This window comes from Aliinostoc sp. HNIBRCY26, assembly GCF_050235535.1.
Taxonomy (GTDB): domain Bacteria; phylum Cyanobacteriota; class Cyanobacteriia; order Cyanobacteriales; family Nostocaceae; genus Trichormus.
In genome coordinates this window covers 5,257,374-5,280,107 of record NZ_CP189852.1, presented here as the reverse complement: position 1 = coordinate 5,280,107, position 22,734 = coordinate 5,257,374, and the positions used below count along the sequence as shown (strand labels likewise).

Below are 22,734 nucleotides of genomic sequence, written 5' to 3'. Positions count from 1 at the left end.
ATCAAAAGTTGAGAAATTGATGGTGGAGTGCAGCAGCTACGGTATCGGAATTTGTATTGGATTTTAAAATCAAATTACAAAAACTGTCTCGATGAATCGCCATCAATTCAACGTCAGTACAAGCTATGGCTCGAAGATTCACAGGATAATTTTGACTACCGGAAAATTGTACATTCCCAAAATATTCACCTGATTTGAGTTGAATTGTTCTGGATTCCCCTTGATCAATCACAGATACTTCCACTTCTCCCTCTAATATCAAGTAGACGCGATCGCCAAATTCACCTTGTTGAACAATAATAGAATTGGCTTTGTATTGACTTCCCTTAGATTGAGAAGCGATCGCCACAATTTCTGATGGATCAACATTGGGTAAGGCTTTGGATAAATGACTTGTCATCACCCGTTGATGCAAACGACGAACGACATCATTACTAGTCAACTCTGAGTTATTCACGAACAACTGAAATAATTCTTCCTCAATCACCATCACTTTCACTTCTGAATTTTTGGTGACACGCACTGTTGCTGTACGTTTTCCACCCCGCAGCAAACCAACTTCCCCAAAATAATCTCCACGACTCAGCCGATTTAACAAGCGAGTCGGCTGATCGGGGAAATCTTGAAAAACTTCTACATCCCCTTCCAGCAGAATATAAAATTTCGTGGCTGGTTCTCCCTGACGAACAATGATTTCCTCGGATGCGTAAGTCAACACAGTGGGTTTAGTGTTGGCTTTTTCTAGCAAGGCTTCATCAAAACCAGGTAACATCAAAGACAGTTCTTGGTTTAAAGCTAAACCGAGTTTGCCATCTTCCACATGAACAATCCGATCAGCCAAATCCAGGATGCGATGATCATGAGTCACCATGAGAACAGCACTGTTGTGTTCTTTGGCTAAACGGTGCATTAAAGCGACAACATTACGTCCTGATGATTTATCCAGGGCGGCTGTTGGTTCGTCAGCGAGTACCAACTTGGGTTGAGTTACCAAAGCACAAGCGATCGCTACCCGTTGTTTTTGTCCCCCAGACAGATTTTTAGGATAAACATCGATTTTTTCCTTTAATCCTACAGATTCTAAAATAGCAACTGTTTTCGCCCGCGCCGCCTGTACAGCAAAATCCGGCTGTAGTTCCAAAGACATTTGAATATTCTGCTGGACTGTTAAAAAATCGAGTAAATTACTGGATTGGGTAATATAACCAAAATTCCGGCGCATTTGGACTAATTGCTCTTTGGTTGCACCGTTGAGTTCCTGTCCTAAAATATTTAAACTGCCTTGTTGTACGGAGCGTAGACAACCAATTAAACTGAGCAATGTGCTTTTTCCTGAACCAGAAGGGCCAGTTAAAATGACAAATTCCTTGGCTTTAATGGTGAGATTAATATCAAATAAAATCTGTTTTTTGAGTGCGGATTCCCCAAAAAAATGATTGAGATTTTGAATAGAAATAACTTTTTGATTCAGCACAATAATTCAGATTAATTACTAATTTAAAACAGGTCAGCAGGATTAGAATCTCTGAGCTTATTCATACTCACAAAACCAGAAGTAAAGCACATTATTATTGTTAATAACAGCACCAGAGAAGCTCGCGGCCATGTCATATTCATCGGTAAAGATGTAGCACTATTGACAATGGCATATAATCCCAAAGACATGATTAGACCAGGAATATAACCCAAAACTGCCAAAATCAATGCTTCTTGAAACAAAATATTTAAGAAAAAACGATGTTTATAACCTCTAGCTTTCAGAACGGCGTAGTCTGGTAAATGGTCGGTAATTTCGCCATAAAGAATTTGATAAACAATAATTACTCCTACTAAGAAACCGACAAAAACCCCCGTAGTAAAGACAAATCCAATGGGCGCACTAGTAGCCCAATAATGCTTTTCATATTCGATAAATTCTTGGCGTGTCATCAACCGCACTTTGCGGGGAAGTTGAGCGCGGATTTGTTGAGCGATCGCCTGTAAATTTACTCCTGGTTTAAGAGTCACTAAGCCCAGGGTAATATTATTAGATGAACGGTGAGGAAATAGATAGTTAAAAGTCATACTACTGGTAATCAAATTACCATCATCAGCAAAAGAAGCACCAGCAAAATTTACTAAGCCACTAATCCAAACTTGATGCCCAGCAATTTCAGCCGCAATTGGTTTTCCTGGTTGCAAATCTTGAAAAATACTGCCATATTCTTTTGCATCGGAGTTGCGATCAAATAAAACAACGCCTCTAGCTTTTAAAAGATGAGCAACTGTCTGAAAGTCTTTAATCTCAAAAGGAACATTATCTGGGTTAATCCCTAAAATAATAATTCCTTTGCCGCCGCGAACACTGCCATAGCGGAAATCATCTCGCGCGTGGTAGACATAATTTACAGATTCAACTTCCCTAAAATTGAGGGCGCGATATAAATATTGGCGGGAAAAATCCCCAGTGTTAGCCAAAGTTTTCATATCAGTGTTGATTAAAACCAAATCAGCCTTGAGGAGTTTATGCAATGCTGTTTGGCTGTCATAGAGAGAATCTAAAAAGGCTAATTGCATAAAAATCAGAATAGCTGCAAAAGCAATACCTAAAATCGCTACAACTAGACGTAGTTTATAGCGAGTCAATTGCAACCAAGCTAACGGGACTCTGCCCAAAAAATTCATGTAAACTTTTGTATGTCAATTTGAATAGATTAATCTTAAATTTCCCAATTTTATGCGTTTTCTATCACTCAATGCGGTTCAGTTCACAGAAAATGATAGGATTCCTACTTGATTTTTGAACAGATACGTAGGGTGTGTTAGCGACAGCGTAACGCACCTACCACCAAGGCATTTGGTGCGTTACGGTTTATGCCTAACACACCCTACATATACTACATATACTTAGATTTTTTCAAAAATTAAATCGAATTCCTATAGGTTGGGTTGAGCCTTGCCACGCCAGTAGTCAGTTGCAAATTTTTGACTATTTCACTGCTGATGATGCGGCTCACTAAATGCAGGATTATTAATAAACTTTTCATCAGTCAAACTTTGCAGAAATGCTATTAAATCTTGTTTTTCACTAGCAGATAAATCGAACCCAGAAATAAATTTACTTTTCCAAGGGTTTTGACTACCTATACCTGCAAACTGACCACTATGAATAGTCCTCCCACCGGCTTTGTAATGGTCAATAACTTCTGAGAGAGTCGCAATACTTCCATCGTGCATATATGGAGCAGTCAAAGCAATATTTCGTAAACTCGGAGCTTTAAAACGACCCATATCTGAGGGTAGAGCAGTTATTTCATGAACACCAGTATTATTTGGTGGATAAGCTCCTTTACCATCAATATTATAAAGTCCAGTATTATGAAAAGCAGTTTCTACAAAAGCTAACCTTTGATGTGTGATTGAATCTGTAAAATTAATCCCACCATGACAGTGAAAACATTCTAGGCGTTCACTATTAAATAATTTCTCACCTCGTTTAGCCGCAGCAGAAATAGCATTTTGCTCATTACCAAATCGATAGCGGTCATAGGGAGAATTTATAGAAATCAAAGTCCGTTCAAAAGCAGCTATGGCTTTAGTTACATTGCTGAGGCTAATTGCATCTTTAGTATTACCAAAAGCATCTGTAAACATCTGTCGATATTGAGAGTCATTCCGCAGCCTTGCTAATATTTGCTGTTCCTTTCCTGACATACCCATTTCCACTGGATGCTCACCAAACATGGGTATGAGGGCTTGATGTTCTAAACTTGTCATGAAAGGGTTAGCCCAAGTCAAAACCGGATTGTAACCAATATTAGCCAGACTCATCGAACTACGGGGGTGTTTTTCTCCAGTCGCCCCCACAGCTACCGACTTACCATCAGTAAAAGACAGTGCTTGGATATGACAAGCAGCACAAGAAAATTCACCTGTAATTGACAGGCGTTTTTCATAAAATAGGTGTCGTCCTAATTCTACTTTTTCAGGACTCATGGGATTATCAGCCGGCACAATTGGTTTTGGCATCCAAGCCGGAAGATTCCAGTCATATTCTGAAGTTGAGGATACAGCCAAAACCCTACTCAGTCCAACTGACAAGCAAATAGATAACAGACAAATAATAGCTAGAGTCAACCAGCGAGTTAATTTCATCGGAAACAAGACACAAAACAATCTGGTAAATACTATTCCAGCCTAAAAAATTTCTGTCTAGAAGTAGATTTACCACCAAATGGCAGACCAAAATTTTCCATAATGCTGATACAGTCACGATCATCAGGCGACGACATACAACCAGCAGGGGTATTTGGTTGATTGACTGTTAAATTTGTGTTTGCTACCAACGCCGCTAAATCAGCAACCACTACATTTTTATTGGGATCAAATTTAGCAATGACGACTTTTGCAGTATTGGGGTTATTACACTTTGATGGTTTCTGACTACCTTCACTAGCTTGACAAGCGGTACTACCCAAGTGAATAGGGAAACCTGAAGCCTGATGGTTTGGCTGATCATGCTTGACATTAGCACTATGCTTTGCGCTTTCCAAATCAATGCGTGCAAATTTGTACCCAAATAACCAATTCCACCATAATGAAGTGAGATTTAGGGGTGATTCGGCTGTTACAGAATCAGCGTGGTTGAGGTTAAAAGGAATACCTAAAGTAAATTGCAATCCTTGATATTTGCCTTGGGGTACAGTACCAATTACTTGGTTTCTTGTCTCTACTGTGCCGTTAGCACAACTACCAGTTTTATTTTCAAAGTCCAGCAGGGCTACATTTTGGTATTGCCACTTGCCATCCTGAGTTAAAGTTAGGGGTGTAGCTTTGCCATTAGTATCAATCAAAGCCACATCAGAAACATAGAAGCGGAAGTCAGAAGCAGTGACTTTAGTGGCTGGTTTACCTAAAGTGTATATTTTGCCACACTCAAAGGGTTGTTGAGCAACTTTCGCGGCAAATTTAATCGTAATTTCTTGGTTTGGAGCAGCAGAGGCTAAACCTAGAGCATGATGAAAAATTATGGTGGTGGTAGTAGTAGCAATTGTTACTAGCGCACTCTTTGTTAGTTTGGTAGCCAACTGCATAATTTTTCCTTGATTGCCTCGTAGATTCAGTTTCCCCAGGACTTTCTCAGAAATCATCCTAATTTGCGACTAATCGCTGAGTCAAATGACAATCCGTCAAACTCTGCGCTCTTTTTTAGTCCCCTTGCGGGGAAAAGATGTTTGGAAACGTTATTATGCGAATGCGACGGTAAACGTATTGCATTGTTTTAGTCCCCTTGCGGGGAAAATGTCTTTGGAAACACCTGAAAAATTTTCCAGAAAGTTTACAGACTGCGATGTTTCAGTCCCCTTGCGGGGAAAAGATGTTCGGAAACCAACTGGCGACCAATGGAGTGGGGACGACTCAAACCGTTTCAGTCCCCTTGCGGGGAAAAGGTGTTTGGAAACATCGCGGGTTTTACTTAATGCGATCGCCTGCTTTGTGTTTCAGTCCCCTTGCGGGGAAAAGATGTTTGGAAACGTTATCTAGTCAAAAACTTAGTCAAATAATAGATATTGGTTTCAGTCCCCTTGCGGGGAAAAGATGTTTGGAAACCTAAAAAGGTAGGTCGCCCTGCATCTGGACAAGGTAAAAGTTTCAGTCCCCTTGCGGGGAAAAGATGTTTGGAAACGTTGGGGTGCAGTTTCAAGAAAATCAGCTAGTTCTTGTTTCAGTCCCCTTGCGGGGAAAAGATGTTTGGAAACGTCAGATTATAGAGGGAATAGCTTTTAATAAGCTTTGTTTCAGTCCCCTTGCGGGGAAAAGATGTTTGGAAACCTTCAGTGCTTCTAATTGTTCCCTTGTCCACCGACCAGTTTCAGTCCCCTTGCGGGGAAAAGATGTTTGGAAACCCCAAATGTATGCAGCCTACGGTAAGAAACTTGAGCGTTATTGTTTCAGTCCCCTTGCGGGGAAAAGATGTTTGGAAACCCGGCTTTGGTAGAGATAGCTTTCATGATAAATCTATCGTTTCAGTCCCCTTGCGGGGAAAAGATGTTTGGAAACATAGCTTTAATCTCGTAAGCCGTGGCATTAGTGTTAAGTTTCAGTCCCCTTGCGGGGAAAAGATGTTTGGAAACAGCTCGGTACTGAAACTGAGATAGAGCAAGCTTCCTGGGAAGCATTTTGACGAATCGCAAAATTAGGTCGATTTCAGCCCACCTTATTGCGAGTAATTCGCAACTTCCCGAATTATTGAAACGCTGTAATTATTATGTTGTCAAGGTTCTGGCGATTTTGACGAATCCCCAGGGTTTTTGACCCCGCTTCGACTCGTCAAACATCAAGCTGATTCCATAATCATAAAATGACTATTTGCTATTGTCGAGGATTTTTTTGTAGGTAAACAAGATACCAACCTTACAGAAAGTCTATGTGTATCAGGTTTTGAACAGAAAAATCACATAATTACAACTTAATCAAAATTAATCAGCAAAGCAGAAGCATAAGCTTTGACTTGCAAATCAATTCCAGTGATAGCCGTACCTACTACCACAGCATCAGCACCCAAATCTAAAGCCTTTCGCGCCATTTGCGGTGAAGAAATTCCACCCTCACAAATCACAGGAACATCTAACTGTTCTACCATCTGTGTCAGCAGTTCCCAGCCAGGAGGAAATAAATCTTGAGTAACAGCAGTGTAACCGTAAAGCGTTGTCCCAACCATATCTGCACCAGCCGCCACGGCAAACTTTGCTGCGGCGATAGTGTCAACATCAGCCATTACGGGTTTACCCAGTTCCTCATGAATGCGAGTGATGATATCTGCTATAGTCTCATCACCAGGACGCTTTCTAGTTGTGGCATCTATGGCAATGATATCAGCCCCCGCTTCCGCTACAGCTACAGCATGGTGAAATTGCGGAGTAATGTACACATCATAGCCAGTGGTGATTTGCTTCCATAAACCAATAATTGGTGCTGTATTTTTTTGACGCACAGCACGAATATGATTTGGTGTATCGATACGCACACCCACAGCACTGTTATTGATAGCCGCTTCAGCCATTGCAGCAATTACCGATGGTTCATGTAATGGTGAATCAATTGGTGCTTGACAAGAAACGATGAGTCCTTGATTGAAATCAGGAATTGGAAGTTTTGACATCACAGTAGACTTCTTGCATAAATACTTTGGTTTTGCTAACAATACTATTTGAAAGCTCACGCAAAGGCGCAAAGACGCAAAGAAGAACGCAGAAAGATAACTCTTGAATTTATAGACATCTCTAATGACTAATGACTTAATGCTCCCATCTGCTGTGATGGTATCCAGACTGTAAAAATTGAGCCTATACCTACGGTGGATTCTACTTCAATGCGTCCCCGATGTAGTTCTACTAATTGTTTAGTTAAGGCTAAACCTAATCCTGTACCTTCGTAGCGGCGGCGATAGGGGGTGTCGAGTTGTTGAAATTTTTCAAATAGTCGCGGTAATTGGTTATCGGGAATACCTATACCTGTATCTTCGATTTGAAAAATAGCGGTGTCGTCTTCTACCCATAAACGTAAGGTGACGCTGCCGCCTTCTGGGGTAAATTTAATGGCGTTGGTTAATAAATTCCAGAGGATTTGTTCTACTCTGGTAACATCAGCAGTGAAGCGATCGCGTTTGGGGTCAATTTGCAAGTCTAATTTTAGGCTGACTTGTTCAGCTTGGGCTTTCTCTAGTAAGGATTCTATAGTATTCTCGGCAATTTTGACTAAAGAAAATTCTCCCAGGTTTAAAACAGCTTTACCCGCCTCAATTTGAGATAAATCGAGGATATCGTTAATCATTTCTAAAAGATGTTCGCCACTATCATGGATGGTTTGTAAATAATCCCGTTGTCGTTGACTCAATTCACCCAAAGGCCAGCGTAATAAAGTCGAAGACATTCCAATTACGTAAGTTAATGGCGTGAGTAATTCATGGCTGATGGTGGCTAAAAATTCATTTCTTAGACGACTTGCGGCTTCGGCGGCGAGTAAAGCGTCTCTTAAAGCCATTGTGCGTTCTATAACGCGCTGTTCTAGGGTTTGTTTTTCTTGAGTGAGCGATCGCATTAATTCTGACTGATGAATAGCGATCGCTAATTGTTCAGCAATGGAAATCAGTAAACTTTTATCGCTCTCAGTCCACTGACGAGGATTGTAACATTGATGAGCAATCAATAAACCCCAGAGTTTATCTTCAAAAATAATCGGTGCTGCTAATTTAGCTCTGACTTGGCTTTGTCTGAGAAAATCTAAGAAACACCCTTCTAGGGCATAAGTTTTTTCTACATCATCCACAACCAAGGTAAAACCCTGGCGATATTTATCCCAACATGAGGAATTTTTACTAAAACAAGTTTCTTCCTGATAATGTAATACTGAGGGAATTGTCTCTGTAGCCCTAGCTTCATAAACTATACAACCCCCATATTTCTGTAATTTTTGGATGCCTGGATGTAGGGAATTATAATTATTGACTCGCGCCTTCTCAAATTTATATATTACTAATCTATCTAATTCTAAAAACTCTCTGACTTGGGCGATCGCCGTTGTCATAATGACTGACAAGTCTAGGCTTTTGCGAATTTGAGTTGTTACTTGATTTAGCAGTCTCTCTTGAGAAATTTGTTTTTTGAGGGCATCTTCTATCGGCTGACAACTATAAAATTCTGGTACATTTTTAAGTGTAGATGTTGTTGACTCCGATGGTGAATGTGGTAAAAAATATTCTAATAACAATAAGGAAAATTGACTTTGTAGTGTAACATCATTAGGTTGCAGAACTTGGCGATAGTTGTCTAAATGTTGGTAAGTATAAGAATCACATCCAAACAAGTCTTGCAACTGCGAAATGAAGGAGGCGATCGCATCTAAATTAAATGTCAGCTTAGTATGGAGTAATGAAGCTGAAGAATTATCTCCATCCGTACTTAAAGGTAAAATTTCTTCCCATAACTGACTTTGTTGTTCTTGCTCACCTACAAGTAAAGCACTAAAACGCTCAGATACTACTAACGTAAACTTCTGTCTTTCCCACTCCACAGGAACACGAACTCTAGACAAAATCGCCTCTGTCAATACCAAAGCAGCAGTCTCCACTGCACAAGCCATCTGCTGCAACAATTCCCCAAGTTGATTAAACACAACTACAGGTACACTTCGAGAAAAGCTCAAATCAGGAGAACTAAGCATTGTCAATGGCTGTGTAAGAGGGGTGGGGTGTTAGGCAGAAATATTTGTTTGATTATTTTCTAACCAACAGTTTAAAGCGGTAATACAGGATTATGCATCGTATAAGTACCACATCGGTAGGATTGAATCAGTCAGAAGGTGTCATTTTTTTAGAACAAACTCCAGCTAGCTTTGTTTTCATTACTGCTGCTGATACCGACATCCAAACCCTGGCGGCCGCAGTTCCCCAATTACCTGCAACATTTCCTGCTTTGAGAGTAGCTAATTTATTGCTATTACAGCAACAAATTAGCATTGATACTTACGCTGAACAAGTTTTAGAACTTGCCCAAGTAATTATTTTACGCCTAATAGGAGGACGTTCCTATTGGACTTACGGTTTAGAAATAGTGCAAGAAATTGTGCAACGTAATGGCATAAATTTAATTGTAATGCCAGGAGACGATGCGCTTGATCCTGAATTGTTTTCTCAGTCTACCTTGCCTGTGTCCACTGTTAATCAAATATGGCAGTATTTCCATGAAGGTGGCGTAGAAAATTTTGTTAACGCCTTGCAATTTATTAGTGATAAATGTTTAGCAACCGCATATAACCCAGCACCACCGCAACGAGTTCCCCGTGTGGGGGTGTATGTGGGGGATTGGGGATTGGGGACTGGGGACTGGGAGGACAAGGGGGATAAGGAGAAAATAGCTACCTTGTCTACTGGCTCTACCTTGTCTCCCTTGTCTATTCCCAAAATCGGCATATTATTCTACCGCGCTCACTATTTGGCGGGGAATACTAAAGTTATTGATGCGTTGTGTGCGGCTTTATGTCAGAAAAACTTGCAGCCTTTACCGATATTTGTTTCTTCTTTGCGTGACCCTGAAGTGCAAGCAGAGTTGATGGAGTTTTTCCAACCCCAAGACTCAGAGCAAGTTGCAGTATTACTTAACACCACAAGTTTTTCTTTGGCACGGTTAGATACAGAAACACCTCAGACTGAACTATGGGAGAAATTAGATGTTCCTGTATTGCAAGTGATTTTAAGTGGTGGATTTTTAGAGCAGTGGTCAACACAATCACAAGGACTCTCTCCCCGTGATATTGCTATGAATGTCGCACTACCGGAAGTAGATGGTAGAATTATTAGCCGTGCAGTTTCCTTTAAGACAGTACAAACTCGCAATCCTGACTTAGAAACTGATGTGGTAGTCTATGAACCAGTCAGCGATCGCATTGAATTTGTCGCTCAACTAGCGGCTAACTGGGTAAAACTGCGGCAAAAACCACCCCAAGAACGCAAAATTGCTCTCATCTTAGCCAATTACCCCAACCGCGACGGACGTTTAGCCAATGGTGTTGGCTTAGACACACCCGCTAGTTGTATAGAAATCCTCCAAGCCTTGCAGCAAAGCGGCTATATAGTGGAAAATCCCCCCACTAATAGTGATGAATTAATCACCCGTTTAACATCTGGTGTCACCAATGATCCAGAAGGTAGAGACTGGCGACCGATACGGCAAAGCCTTTCGATAGAAGAATATCAAGGCTATTTCGCCTCTTTACCTACAGCAGTACAGCAGGGTATTGGGGAGAGATGGGGGACTGGGGACTGGGGACTGGGAGACAAGGGGGACAAGGGAGACAAGGGAGACAAGGGGAATTTTATACCAATGCCCCATGCCCCATGCCCCATTCCTGGTATTCAACTCGGTAACGTATTCGTCGGTATTCAGCCATCACGGGGTTATGACTTTGACCCTAGTGTGAATTATCACGCACCGGATTTAGAACCGACTCATAACTATTTAGCTTTTTATTATTGGGTGCGGGAATGTTTTGGGGCTGATGCTATCGTCCATGTGGGAAAACATGGGAATTTAGAATGGCTTCCTGGTAAAAGTCTGGCATTATCTAATACCTGTTACCCTGAAGTTGCCTTTGGTGCAATGCCTCACTTGTATCCATTTATTGTTAATGACCCAGGTGAGGGTTCACAAGCTAAACGTCGCGCCCAAGCGGTGATTATTGACCATCTCACGCCCCCGATGACTCGCGCTGAACTTTACGGGGCTTTGCAACAACTGGAAAATTTAATTGATGAATATTATGAAGCCGAAAGTTTAGATCCTTCCCGTTTACCCACATTGCGCGATCGCATCCAACAACTAATCATCCAAGAAAATCTTTATCAAGATTTAGGGATTAAAGACGAACAAGACATTTTGAATTCAATAGATGGTTATCTATGCGAATTAAAAGAAGCACAAATTCGCGATGGTTTGCATATTTTTGGGCAATGTCCCCAAGGTAGACAACTACGGGATTTAATTGTCGCGATCGCCCGTATTCCTAACCGCCATTCCCCAGGAATTACCAGAGTATTAGCCAATGCCTGGGGTTTAGAAATCGACCCCCTTGCAGCCGATTTTAGCAGCGAATTATCCCCAACCGACAAACAAATCCTAGCCCAAAAAACCCCCCATCTCTGCCGCACCGCAGGCGATGCCGTTACCATCCTGGAAGAGTATGCAGCAGTGTTAGTAGAAGAGATTATGAGGCAGGGGGGCAGGGGGCAGGGGGCAGGGGGAGAGTTTTTGCTCAATCCCCAATCCCCAGTCCCCAGCGAAGCACTGAGCTTGTCGAAGTGTCCCCAGTCCCCAATCCCCAGTCCCCAATCCCCAGTCCCCAACCTTCTCGACTGGATTAGTACCAAACTCCTCCCTGCTTTACAACAAACCCACATGGAAATCACAAATTTGTTGCGGGGATTGGATGGGAAATATGTCCCCAGCGCACCATCAGGCGCACCTACTAGGGGCAGACCGGAAGTTTTACCCACAGGCAGAAACTTTTACGCTGTAGATATTCGCGCCATCCCTACAGAAACAGCCTGGGATGTAGGCAGAAAAGCCGCCGAAAACTTAATTGAATCCTATACTCAAGAACATGGTGAGTATCCCAAGACACTAGGTTTATCAGTGTGGGGAACAGCTACCATGCGGACAGGAGGGGACGACATCGCTGAGGCGTTAGCTTTACTAGGTGTGAGGCCTGTGTGGGATGGAGCAGCACGGCGAGTGATCGATTTAGAAATTTTGCCTTTGAGCATTTTGGGAAGACCCCGTGTCGATGTCACCTTACGTATTTCCGGCTTTTTCCGTGATGCCTTTCCCAACTTAATCGATTTATTTGACCAAGCCGTCAACGCCGTCGCCGCCCTAGATGAACCCCCAGAACAAAATCCTGTAGCTGCCCAAGTCAAACTTGATACTGAGTTTTGGTTACAACAAGGCTTAAGTATAGAAACAGCCATAGAGCGATCGCACTATCGCATCTTTGGTTCTAAACCAGGTGCTTACGGTGCAGGACTCCAAGGCTTAATGGACTCCCAAAACTGGCAAACCGACCAAGATTTAGCCCAAGCTTACATTAACTGGAGTTCTTACGCCTATTCTTCCAAGAGCAAAGGGGCAGGGGTGCAAGAGGGCAGGGGCGCAGAGGAGACAACAACACTCAACACTCCCCACTCAGCACTCCCCACTCAGCACTCAGCACTCAGCACTCAGCACTCCCCACTCCCCAACCCCGAAGCCTTCACCCAAAGATTAGCCCAAATGCAAATCGTGCTGCACAACCAAGACAACCGCGAACATGATTTGCTCGACTCCGATGATTACTATCAGTTTCAAGGTGGTTTAACGGTGGCTGTGCGGTCTATTCAAGGCCAAAATCCTGAAACTTATTTTGGTGACAATTCCATTCCATCCCAACCACGCGTCCGCCAACTCAAAACGGAAATTGCACGGGTGTATCGTTCCCGTGTAGTTAATCCCAAATGGATTGAGGGGATGATGCGCCACGGCTACAAAGGTGCATTTGAACTTTCAGCAACTGTAGATTTTTTATTTGCCTATGATGCCACGGCTAGATGCGTGGAAGACTTTATGTATCAAGGTGTGATGCAGGCTTATTTACTTGATCCAGTAGTTTGTGATTTTCTTCAAAATAAAAATCCCCATGCTCTACGTGATATTGCGGAAAAATTATTAGAGTCACACAAGCGCGGTTTATGGCAGGATGTAAATATACAAACACTAGAAAATTTACGCAGTTTAGTACATCAAGCTGAAGCAGCGATTGAAGAAAGGTAAGTGGTGTAAGAACTATGGACAATATCGCGTATTTACATCTAGCTTCCGCCTACGAAGGAAACGAATCTAGTGAGTTTGTTTCTTTTACTCCCCTACTAGATAAAGCTACGTTACCCAATTGGCAACGTCTGTCTAGTAGAGCTTGGAAGCATATGTTACCTCTTGCTCTGACATTAGCGGTTTTAAGCAGTGTTAGCAGCGTTTGGGCATTGGAAAGGGGAGATCAAGGGCCATCCGTCAGAAATCTCCAAGAAAGGCTACGCACCGCAGGTTTTTATCGTGAACAAATTACCCAAGTTTATGACTTTAATACAGAAGCGGCTGTGCGGCGTTTTCAAGAAGCAGCAGGTTTACCTGTTGATGGTATTGTCAATACCAGCACTTTAGAAAGATTGGATAAGTGGCCGTCAGCGACAGTCATCAGTCAACCACTCACAGCTACCCCTGTAAGTAATAGGACAACAACCAGACAAACTACTAACAACACACAAACTCGCACCAGCACCACAGCTACTACACGCCCCAGACAAACCAGCACTAACACCAATACGCGCCCTAGACAGACTACAGTAGCTAGTTCTGTCACTACAAAACGCCAAAATCCCAACTATCTTGCTTCAGGTGATGAAGGTCAAGAGGTGAGAATTCTGCAAGAACGTCTGCGAGTAGCTGGGTTTTATTATGGTAATGCCACAGGCATTTTTGGCCCGGTGACTGAAGAAGCCGTCAAAAGGTTTCAAACTGCCTACAAATTAGACGTTGATGGGGTTGTAGGGCCAGCGACACTAGCGAAACTACCTCCATTGGGTGTAGGTGGTAGAACTTCTCCCCCTAGACAGACAGCTAATACTGGCACTGCCAATACTAGCACTGCCAATACTACCAAGGATCAACTTAGAATGGGCGATCGCGGTGAAGCAGTGCGAGTCTTACAAGAACAATTAATCCAAGCTGGGTATTTGCAGGGACAACCCAATGGCTATTTTGGCTCTTATACCGCAGATGCTGTTAAAAGATTTCAAGCCGAAAACTATTTAGCTGTCAGTGGCGTTGCTGGCCCGACTACCAGAGCTAAATTGTATAGCTTAGTTAACAAAACACCAAAAGGCGATTTTAGTGTTTTAGAAATCCAACGCAGACTGCAAGCCAGAGGATTCTATAAAGGTCAACTAAATGGACTAATGGCAGAAGATACCAAAAATGCCATCAGACTAGCACAGGAATTCTATGGCATCAGCCTCAACGATATTAGAAGTGGACGCTTTTAGCACCCACTCCCGTATTTGCTTTGTATCAATTTGTAACAGTTGATTTACCTCCGCATAGTAATTTGCAATAGACTATGCCCTGCTACGCTCACAAGACTCAAAAACTTATACCGTTTTGAATTTTAGATTTGGGATTTTGGATTGTGTAATGCTTTACTGGGAAGCTTTTGGGCAATCCATTTGTCGCAATCATTTTTCAAACTGGTATTAGATGCAGCAAGATTTGTCTGACTCACATCTGTTACTTATTTTTAGGCAATCGGTATGAGGCGAAAAGCTAATCGGATCGGCAATTAATAATTAATATTTAATTTACTTGTGCTTTTTGCCTTTTACCTTCTTGTAATGAGGGCTAAAGCGGCATTAAAGCCCGTTGACATTTGGGACACACTGCATGGATTGTCATTTGGCAGTCAAGCAGATGAAATCCTTCTTTTTGGGCGGTTTTAGCTCCAATTTTTAAAATAGAGTCATTTTTAAACTCAATTGTGGAGTTACAACGTACACAAATTAAGTGATGATGGTGATGGGGGTAAGGTTGGTTGATTTCATAGTGTTTATGCCCTTCTCCCAGTTCCAGTTCTCTTAAGATCCCCATCCGCGCCATCAATTTCAAAGTCCGGTAGATAGTAGAAAGGCTAATTCCTTCACCATCACCTTCTAGGCGGTGGTATAAATCCTCAGCACTCAAGTGTTCGCCTTGAGGCAGTTCTTGGAAGATATGTAATATAGTTTCTCTTTGGGGTGTTAAACGCCAACCACGTTCGTTTAATTCTGCCTTGAGTGAAGTAGTTGTGTAGACAGTCATACTAATTTTTCTCAACAAAGCTTATTAATTGAGAATATAGCAAATGTTTTGGGCGGTTTGCAACAATCATTGCTTATTGAGAATAATTATTAAGCTTTTTAAAATAACTGATGAAGCTTACAAGATAAATTATAAAAATTTTGATCCCCAATTTGAATATTTCTGCCAAAAATAACTGGTGTAACAACACAATTATTAGTTGGAAAAATTTCTAATAAGCAATGACTGCCTATGTGTCTGGGGATCAAAAGATTTATATGCAAATAAATAGTCAATAGTCAACAATCTATAGTATAAGTTTTGTTCACTATTGACTATTGACTATTGACTATTAATTAACTCAAAGATTCCAAATAATCGCGGATTAAGTTACGACGTTTGGGTTGACGCAACTTCTGTAAGGCTTTGGATTCAATTTGGCGGACGCGTTCCCGTGACAGATCCAGGGCGCGGCCAATTTCTGCCAATGAGTAAGGATGACCATCAGCTAAACCAAACCGCATGAGGATGACATCTCTCTCACGGCTGGTTAGGTCTGCTAATAAATGTTGCAAGTCTCTTTGTAGAGATTCTCGCATTAACATTTCTTCAGGAGTAACACCATCGGTTTCTAATAATTCACCGAGTTCGGTATCTTTATCTTTACCAACTTTAGTTTCTAAGGAAACAGAACGAGGTACTCTTAATAGAACTTCCCGTACTTGACTAGGTGTCATTTCTAACTCAATGGCCAGGTCTTCTAAAGTCGGAGTGCGACCTTTTTCTTGAGCAATTTTGCGTTGAGCCTTTTTAATTTTGTTGAGCTTTTCTGTAATATGGACAGGCAGGCGAATTGTGCGGCTAGAAGTTGCGATCGCTCTGGTGATTCCCTGACGAATCCACCAGTAAGCATAGGTACTAAAACGATAACCCTTGGTAGGATCAAATTTTTCCACCGCCCTTTCCAAGCCAAGAGTCCCTTCTTGGACTAAATCTAGTAATTCCAAACCACGATTTTGGTATTTCTTCGCCACCGACACAACCAAACGCAGATTTGCCTTGATCATGTGTTCTTTGGCTTGTAAACCGTTAGATTGGATTTGTTCCAATTCTTCAACGGTCATTTTGGCAATTTCTGCCCAACGACGCTTACCTTCAGATAAAATCGGCTTCAGGTCAGTTACCTTCACACCAGCCGTAGAAGCCCACCTTTCCAAAGAAGGACGGTGTCCTAACTCTGATGCTAAACGCTCTTGAACTTCAATTAAGTTCAGATAGGGGGTGGCGACTGCATCTCCTTGTTTAGCTGCATTAGCTAACACTGTCCGCAATTTAAGGTAACGCTGGACTTTTTGAGCTTCGGAAACCTCTTCGTCGCGTCCTAACAACCGAACTCGGCCTATTTCCTGAAGATATAGACGTACTAAGTCTGTACTGCGACGGTTACTGTTAGCAGCAAAATTACTGGGATCAGCCGCAGCAATTTCCAAATCATGGAGATCGTCAGCCAAGAACTCACCATCATCAACCGTCAGATCAGGTTCTAACATCTGGCGGGATTTTGGGGTATTGTAGGCGGCATCTGCGTAAAAAGATGTTGCTGGCATAAAATCGTCTCTATGGCTCCAGGTAACAATAGATTGCGGTCAGCTATTGAAATTTAACTGTTGCTATTGTTCCCGTGATTTTAGATGATCTAACACGGTTGAGAATTCCAGTAATGTTTTTTTGCAAAACAAATTACTGGTTCTGGCAAGCATTAACACCGAATCAGGCTCGGTTGCTAAACTTCTGATTGAACCAATAGCTATTCAAATTCACAATTAGGTTTTAGATTCTGAACTACCGAGTTAGCTTTTCAAACATCAGGGATATTAGTTGCTACTTTAGGATTTTGTATAAACATCATTCAGTGGAAATCATGTTTATCATTGGTATAGTCACATCTACATGGATATGAAACTGTTTTCCTGACGATTTTCTAATTTTTTTCTAGGGATTTTTGGGGAACAATGAGAGGTAACATATAATTCCAGAGGCTCAAGTGGTCTGTTACAAGTGATACTTTCAACAATCAAATTGTTCACAATTAGCAATTTTTCATCAACACTTCATACTTAGTTCGGATTACATCAATATTTCTTCATCTTGTTAACTAGGGGTGTAGGGGAAAAATTAATAACTGTTGACCGTTGACTATTAACTATTGACTACTCCGGTTTAATATTCCGAAGCATTAGTTCTTCAAGGGCTTGTTTTGGAGTAACATCACCTTGTAACAATCGGTAAACTTGCTCGGTAATAGGAATAACTATGTTTTTCTGTCTGGCTAGTTGGACTAATACCTGACAAGTGTTTACTCCTTCAGCTGTTCCTGGTAGATGGGAGAGAATTTCTGTAAGTGACTTACCGCTAGCTAGTTGATAGCCGACTTGGTAGTTACGACTTAAAGGACTATTGCAGGTGGCTAACAAATCTCCTAGACCAGATAAACCATAAAAGGTTTCCGTCTTTGCGCCCCAGTAATTGCCGATGCGAACCATTTCTGTGAGTCCGCGAGTGACTAAAGCGGCTTTGGCGTTAGTTCCTAAATGTAAACCGTCACAAACTCCAGCTGCGATCGCCATGACGTTTTTGAGTGTACCGCCTAACTCCACACCTACGGGGTCAGCATTGGTATAGACGCGAAACCGCGCAGAAGAAAATACCAGCTGCACTTTTTCGGCGGCTGTTGTGTCACGACTAGCGACAACCGAGGCGGCTGGTAATAATTGTTCAATTTCTTTCGATAAATTTGGCCCCGACAGCACCACAACTGCATGATCGGGAAAAGTTGATTGCCAAATTTGCGACGGCGTAAAGATGGTTTGTGGTTCTAGTCCTTTTGTCGCCGTCACAAAGATAGTTGTGGGTGAAAGGGTGAAAGAATGTACTTGAGATGCAACATCTCTCACACCCTTCATTGAAATTGCAGACAGAACTATTTCAGCATCTTGTACAACCTCTGCCAAGGTGGCAGATCCCTGGCGTGACCACACACGCACTCTATGGCCATTTTCTGCTGCTAACGTTGCTAACGCTGCACCCCAAGCACCTGCACCCAGAATTGCGACTTTATTTCCTTGCACCTTTAAAATTCAAAATTCAAAATTCAAAATTCAAAATACTCTACGAGTTCACGGTAGCGTTGCGTAGCAAAGGCTTACGCCTAAAAAATTCCAAATACTCAGCACTCAGCACTCAGCACTTAGCACTTAGCACTCAGCACTTAGCACTCAGCACTTAGCACTCAGCACTCAACACTCAGCACTCTCTGGCGTGGATAACGTTCCATCAGTTCCCGCACTTGTTCAGCATGGTAAGAACTTCTGGTTAAGGGTGATGCTACGACTTGCAAAAATCCTAATTCTTCAGCGTATGCTTGCCAAGCTGCGAATTGTTCTGGTGTGATAAAGCCTTGGACTTGCAAGTGTTTTTGGCTGGGTTGGAGATACTGCCCGATAGTCAAAATATCACAATCTACGGAGCGTAAATCTTGCATAACTTGACGAACTTCTTCATCGGTTTCACCCAATCCCACCATAATCCCAGATTTGGTGTACAACCAAGGTGCAAGTTGACGACTGAGTTGGAGTAATTCTAGTGTGCGATCGTAATTACCTTGTGGTCGCACCCGTTTATATAACCGTGGAACTGTTTCTGTGTTGTGGTTTAATACCTCTGGTGCAGCTTGAAGAATTATCTCTAAAGCATCCCAATTACCGCATAAATCAGGAATTAAGACTTCAATTGTAGTGTTTGGTGAAACTGTCCGCACAGATTCAATACACTGTACAAATTGAGACGCACCACCATCTGCTAAATCATCTCTATTCACAGAGGTAATCACCACATGATTCAGTTTCATCCGGCGTACAGCTTCGGCTAATCGTGCTGGTTCTGTAGGATCTAAAGCTTTGGGTTTTTTGTCAAAGTCGATATCACAGTAAGGACAAGCACGAGTACAAGCCGGCCCCATAATTAAAAATGTAGCCGTTCCAGCTTGGAAGCATTCCCCAATATTGGGACAAGATGCTTCTTCGCAAACTGTATTCAGTGCTAAATCTCGTAAAATCTCTTTAACATTGCCAACTCGCTCCCATTGAGGAGCTTTTACTCGCAACCAGTCTGGTTTAACTGTCACAATTCGCCCTACCACTCAAAGTTGTACAAATCTAATCCTAGCAAGCAAATTCCTCGCTGAAGACATTTCACTATATCTATATATATGGGGGATTGGGGATTGGGGATTGGGGATTGGGGATTGGGGATTGGGGATTGGGGATTGGGGATTGGGGATTGGGGATTGGGGATTGGGGATTGGGGATTGGGGATTGGGGATTGGGGATTGGGGATTGGGGACTGGGGATTGGGGACAAGGGAGAGAAAACTAATGACTAATGACTATTAGACATCTCCGAAAAAGAATCTCAAACCCTTATGTTATCTAGATGAAAACCTCATTTCTGGAGATGTCTATTGACTAATGACTATTGACTATTCAGAATTTGTGCTATGTTTAGGAGTGTGTGAAAATTTACGGGATGTAGCGCAGCTTGGTAGCGCACTTCGTTCGGGACGAAGGGGCCGCTGGTTCGAATCCAGTCATCCCGATTTGTTGTAGAGCGACAAATTATTTGACCGTGGCGACAAATTATTTGTCAAAAACCTCAAACGACAAATTATTTGTCACACTTACGTTTGTGAAAACGATTTTCTTCCTTAAATTTATATTAATCCTAATATACACAGCATCTGACTTTTTCCCGAACGAAGTGCGCCTTTCAACCCTCCTAATGGACATACGTATTAGCTAGGAACAAAAAATCTTCTTTCAACCTATCCTTAGCTGAGATGGTCGTTGAAACATGATATTAACGATTTTCCATCCCACAAACAATAAATTCTTTCAACCCACCCCTAGCCGGGATGGTCGTTGAAACTCCTAGTGCTGAATCAGGGTTATCTATGGATATTCTTTCAACCCACCCCTGCTGGTGGAGAGTCGCAGGGGCGTTAAAAATTTATAGTTAAAATTGCTGTAATGTTTGTATAATATGTGCCGTAAAACTGTTTGTTTAATGTTTTCTTACCCTTGGTGAAGAAACCCAGGTTGAAACTTAAAATTAGTCTTAAAGTTTAATATAAACGGAGAAATCTTACATTCGATTGACGAATTACGGTGTTATATTTGTAACATAGCATTTTAATGAATCAAAGGCTCATTTCACCTTGCAGGTGTAAAATTATGAGCCAAGCTATTAATATTAAAAGTCCTAGAGTAAAGCTAAATGTTTGAGCAGACTTTTAAAAATATTGATGATGTTCTCTGGAAAGAGGCGGGTTGTACTACAGAGTTAGATTACACCGAGCAAACGTCTTGGTTGCTGTTTCTGAAATATTTGGATGATTTGGAGCAGGAAAGGGCGTTAGAGGCGGAGTTAGCTGGCAAGCAATACGAATTTATTATTGATGAGGAGCATCGCTGGTCATCTTGGGCAGCACCGAAAAAACCGGATGGTACATTGGATCATGATAATGCGCTGATTGGCGATGATTTGATTGATTATGTCAACCGCAAATTATTCCCATATTTACAAAGTTTCAAGCAACGGGCTACTAGTCCAGACACAATCGAATATAAGATTGGGGAAATTTTTAGCGAGATTAAGAACAGATTCCAAAGCGGCTATAGCTTACGGGATGCACTGGAATATATTGATGAGCTACGGTTTAGATCGCAACAGGAGAAACACGAGCTATCGCATCTCTATGAAGCCAAAATCAAGAATATGGGCAATGCAGGACGCAATGGGGGTGAGTATTACACGCCGCGTCCGTTGATTCGGGCAATGATTCAGGTGGTGAAGCCGAAGATTGGCGATCGCATTTATGATGGTGCTTGTGGTTCGGCTGGGTTTTTGTGTGAGAGTTACGACTATTTACGGAGCGGTAAGCTGACAACAAAAGAGCTTGAGATTCTGCAAAAACATACGTTTACGGGTAAAGAAAAGAAAAGTTTGGCGTATGTGATTGCCATCATGAATATGATTTTGCATGGCATTGATGCGCCGAATATTATCCACACCAACACGCTGACGGAAAATCTCAGTGATATTCAAGACAAGAATCGTTTTGATGTCATTTTGGCTAATCCGCCATTTGGGGGGAAGGAACGCAAGGAAGTACAGCAGAATTTCCCGATAAAAACTGGGGAAACGGCGTTTCTGTTTTTGCAGCATTTCATCAAAATGCTAAAAGTTGGCGGTAGGGCTGCGGTGGTAATTAAAAATACGTTCCTATCAAATTCGGATAATGCTTCGCGGGCGTTGCGTCAAGAGCTTTTGAGTAGTTGCAATCTGCACACGATTTTGGATTGTCCGAGTGGGACTTTTATCGGTGCGGGTGTCAAAACGGTGGTACTGTTTTTTGAGAAAGCTCCCTTCGACTCCGCTCAGGGAGCAGCTTCGGTTCAGGGAACGCCTTTATTTTCTCAGGGAAAACCTTTAACTGAGGGAATGGCAACTCAGAAAATTTGGTATTACCAACTCGATCCGGGGCGTAGTTTGGGGAAAACGAATGCGCTGAATGATGATGATTTGCGCGAGTTTGTGGAATTACAGGCTACGTTTGCAGAATCGGAACACTTCGACTTCGCTCAGTGTAAAAACGCTTGGCTGGTGGATATTGCTGATGTGGATCGGGAGACGTTTGATTTGTCGGTGAAGAATCCGAATAAGGCGGAAGAATCGACGTTACGAGAACCGCAGGAAATTTTGGATGAAATTGCGGCTTTAGATGCGGAGAGTGCAGAAATTTTGGCTGGTATTGGGGGAATGCTATAGGAAGTTGGTTTCGGCTCCCTTCGACTTCGCTCGGCAAGTCGCTCAACCAGCTATAGATGAGGACTGAGCGAAGTCGAAGTCCGTTTTTTGGCACAAGGTTATAAATAATGCCATATATGTATATTCTGGAATGTGCTGATGGTTCTTTCTATACGGGAAGTACAAAGGATTTACCTCGTCGTTTATGGCAACATCAAAATGGCTTGGGTGCAAATCATACAAAGAAGCGATTACCTATAAAGTTGGTTTATGCAGAGCATTATGATCATGTGGCGGATGCTTTCTATCGGGAAAAACAGGTACAGGGTTGGAGTCGTGCTAAGAAGATTGCTTTAATGAATAGTGATTGGGATCGTCTTCATATTTTGGCGGAGTGTCAGAATTATTCACATTATGAAAATGCTGGTTTCGACTCCGCTCAACCAGCAGAGGATTAAAGGGATGATAATAATTAG

14 protein-coding genes, 1 tRNA gene and 1 CRISPR repeat array are annotated in these 22,734 nt (G+C 42.1%); of the genes, 5 read left to right on the top strand and 10 right to left on the bottom strand.

Annotated elements, in window-relative coordinates; genetic code table 11:
* Position 1: 1 nt before the first annotated feature.
* The 6 genes from ACQFX9_RS22375 to ACQFX9_RS22350 form a co-directional block, all read right to left on the bottom strand.
* Positions 2 to 1,474 carry a cyclic nucleotide-binding domain-containing protein gene (locus ACQFX9_RS22375; RefSeq protein WP_427158602.1) on the bottom strand — a complete coding sequence of 491 codons (1,473 nt, stop codon included), beginning with the start codon at positions 1,472 to 1,474 and terminating at the stop codon, positions 2 to 4.
* 23 nt (positions 1,475 to 1,497) lie between these two features.
* A complete protein-coding gene (gene devC, locus ACQFX9_RS22370) occupies positions 1,498 to 2,664 on the bottom strand; it encodes an ABC transporter permease DevC (protein WP_427158601.1) in 1,167 nt (388 codons plus the stop codon).
* A gap of 309 nt (positions 2,665 to 2,973) precedes the next feature.
* Positions 2,974 to 4,134, bottom strand: coding sequence for an MbnH family di-heme enzyme (locus tag ACQFX9_RS22365; RefSeq protein WP_427158599.1), 1,161 nt, complete (start codon positions 4,132 to 4,134; stop codon positions 2,974 to 2,976).
* Positions 4,135 to 4,166: 32 nt separating this feature from the next.
* Complete coding sequence (locus ACQFX9_RS22360; RefSeq protein ID WP_427158597.1) at positions 4,167 to 5,072, bottom strand: MbnP family copper-binding protein; 906 nt, start codon at positions 5,070 to 5,072, stop codon at positions 4,167 to 4,169.
* A gap of 112 nt (positions 5,073 to 5,184) precedes the next feature.
* Positions 5,185 to 6,113: a CRISPR direct-repeat array (repeat unit 37 nt; unit sequence GTTTCAGTCCCCTTGCGGGGAAAAGATGTTTGGAAAC).
* Positions 6,114 to 6,448: 335 nt separating this feature from the next.
* A complete protein-coding gene (locus tag ACQFX9_RS22355; RefSeq protein WP_427158595.1) occupies positions 6,449 to 7,141 on the bottom strand; it encodes an N-acetylmannosamine-6-phosphate 2-epimerase in 693 nt (230 codons plus the stop codon).
* Between the two features lie 128 nt (positions 7,142 to 7,269).
* On the bottom strand, positions 7,270 to 9,201 hold the full coding sequence (locus ACQFX9_RS22350) for a GAF domain-containing sensor histidine kinase (RefSeq protein WP_427158593.1): 1,932 nt from the start codon (positions 9,199 to 9,201) through the stop codon (positions 7,270 to 7,272).
* 92 nt (positions 9,202 to 9,293) lie between these two features.
* Between ACQFX9_RS22350 and cobN the strand changes: the two genes are divergently transcribed.
* On the top strand, positions 9,294 to 13,340 hold the full coding sequence (gene cobN, locus ACQFX9_RS22345; protein ID WP_427158591.1) for a cobaltochelatase subunit CobN: 4,047 nt from the start codon (positions 9,294 to 9,296) through the stop codon (positions 13,338 to 13,340).
* Between the two features lie 14 nt (positions 13,341 to 13,354).
* Positions 13,355 to 14,608: a peptidoglycan-binding domain-containing protein gene (locus ACQFX9_RS22340; protein WP_427158589.1), complete on the top strand. Its 1,254-nt coding sequence runs from the start codon at positions 13,355 to 13,357 to the stop codon at positions 14,606 to 14,608.
* 352 nt (positions 14,609 to 14,960) lie between these two features.
* Here ACQFX9_RS22340 and ACQFX9_RS22335 read toward each other — a convergent pair whose 3' ends face one another.
* The 4 genes from ACQFX9_RS22335 to lipA all read right to left on the bottom strand — a co-directional run bounded on the left by ACQFX9_RS22335 (position 14,961) and on the right by lipA (position 19,578).
* The gene (locus ACQFX9_RS22335) at positions 14,961 to 15,416 is read right to left on the bottom strand and encodes a Fur family transcriptional regulator (protein ID WP_103138055.1); all 456 of its coding nucleotides are present in this window, start codon (positions 15,414 to 15,416) and stop codon (positions 14,961 to 14,963) included.
* Positions 15,417 to 15,751: 335 nt separating this feature from the next.
* The gene (gene sigC, locus ACQFX9_RS22330) at positions 15,752 to 17,002 is read right to left on the bottom strand and encodes an RNA polymerase sigma factor SigC (protein ID WP_427158587.1); all 1,251 of its coding nucleotides are present in this window, start codon (positions 17,000 to 17,002) and stop codon (positions 15,752 to 15,754) included.
* Between the two features lie 603 nt (positions 17,003 to 17,605).
* Entirely contained in the window at positions 17,606 to 18,523 is a 918-nt protein-coding gene (locus ACQFX9_RS22325) for an NAD(P)H-dependent glycerol-3-phosphate dehydrogenase (RefSeq protein ID WP_427158585.1), read from the bottom strand.
* Between the two features lie 161 nt (positions 18,524 to 18,684).
* Entirely contained in the window at positions 18,685 to 19,578 is an 894-nt protein-coding gene (lipA, locus tag ACQFX9_RS22320) for a lipoyl synthase (RefSeq protein ID WP_427158583.1), read from the bottom strand.
* A gap of 396 nt (positions 19,579 to 19,974) precedes the next feature.
* Here lipA and ACQFX9_RS22315 point away from each other — a divergent pair.
* From ACQFX9_RS22315 to ACQFX9_RS22305, 3 genes are all read left to right on the top strand, one after another.
* Positions 19,975 to 20,048 (top strand) — tRNA-Pro (locus ACQFX9_RS22315).
* 677 nt (positions 20,049 to 20,725) lie between these two features.
* A complete protein-coding gene (locus ACQFX9_RS22310) occupies positions 20,726 to 22,279 on the top strand; it encodes an N-6 DNA methylase (protein ID WP_427158581.1) in 1,554 nt (517 codons plus the stop codon).
* Between the two features lie 107 nt (positions 22,280 to 22,386).
* Positions 22,387 to 22,716, top strand: coding sequence for a GIY-YIG nuclease family protein (locus ACQFX9_RS22305; RefSeq protein ID WP_427158578.1), 330 nt, complete (start codon positions 22,387 to 22,389; stop codon positions 22,714 to 22,716).
* Positions 22,717 to 22,734 lie beyond the last annotated feature (18 nt).

What these genes read in the sequence shown, in the direction of transcription:
- devC (WP_427158601.1), bottom strand. Translation starts at nt 2,664, where the DNA reads ATGAATTTTTTGGGCAGAGTCCCGTTAGCTTGGTTGCAATTGACTCGC.
- ACQFX9_RS22365 (WP_427158599.1), bottom strand. Translation starts at nt 4,134, where the DNA reads ATGAAATTAACTCGCTGGTTGACTCTAGCTATTATTTGTCTGTTATCT.
- ACQFX9_RS22360 (WP_427158597.1), bottom strand. Translation starts at nt 5,072, where the DNA reads ATGCAGTTGGCTACCAAACTAACAAAGAGTGCGCTAGTAACAATTGCT.
- ACQFX9_RS22355 (WP_427158595.1), bottom strand. Translation starts at nt 7,141, where the DNA reads ATGTCAAAACTTCCAATTCCTGATTTCAATCAAGGACTCATCGTTTCT.
- ACQFX9_RS22350 (WP_427158593.1), bottom strand. Translation starts at nt 9,201, where the DNA reads ATGCTTAGTTCTCCTGATTTGAGCTTTTCTCGAAGTGTACCTGTAGTT.
- cobN (WP_427158591.1), top strand. Translation starts at nt 9,294, where the DNA reads ATGCATCGTATAAGTACCACATCGGTAGGATTGAATCAGTCAGAAGGT.
- ACQFX9_RS22340 (WP_427158589.1), top strand. Translation starts at nt 13,355, where the DNA reads ATGGACAATATCGCGTATTTACATCTAGCTTCCGCCTACGAAGGAAAC.
- ACQFX9_RS22335 (WP_103138055.1), bottom strand. Translation starts at nt 15,416, where the DNA reads ATGACTGTCTACACAACTACTTCACTCAAGGCAGAATTAAACGAACGT.
- sigC (WP_427158587.1), bottom strand. Translation starts at nt 17,002, where the DNA reads ATGCCAGCAACATCTTTTTACGCAGATGCCGCCTACAATACCCCAAAA.
- ACQFX9_RS22310 (WP_427158581.1), top strand. Translation starts at nt 20,726, where the DNA reads ATGTTTGAGCAGACTTTTAAAAATATTGATGATGTTCTCTGGAAAGAG.
- ACQFX9_RS22305 (WP_427158578.1), top strand. Translation starts at nt 22,387, where the DNA reads ATGCCATATATGTATATTCTGGAATGTGCTGATGGTTCTTTCTATACG.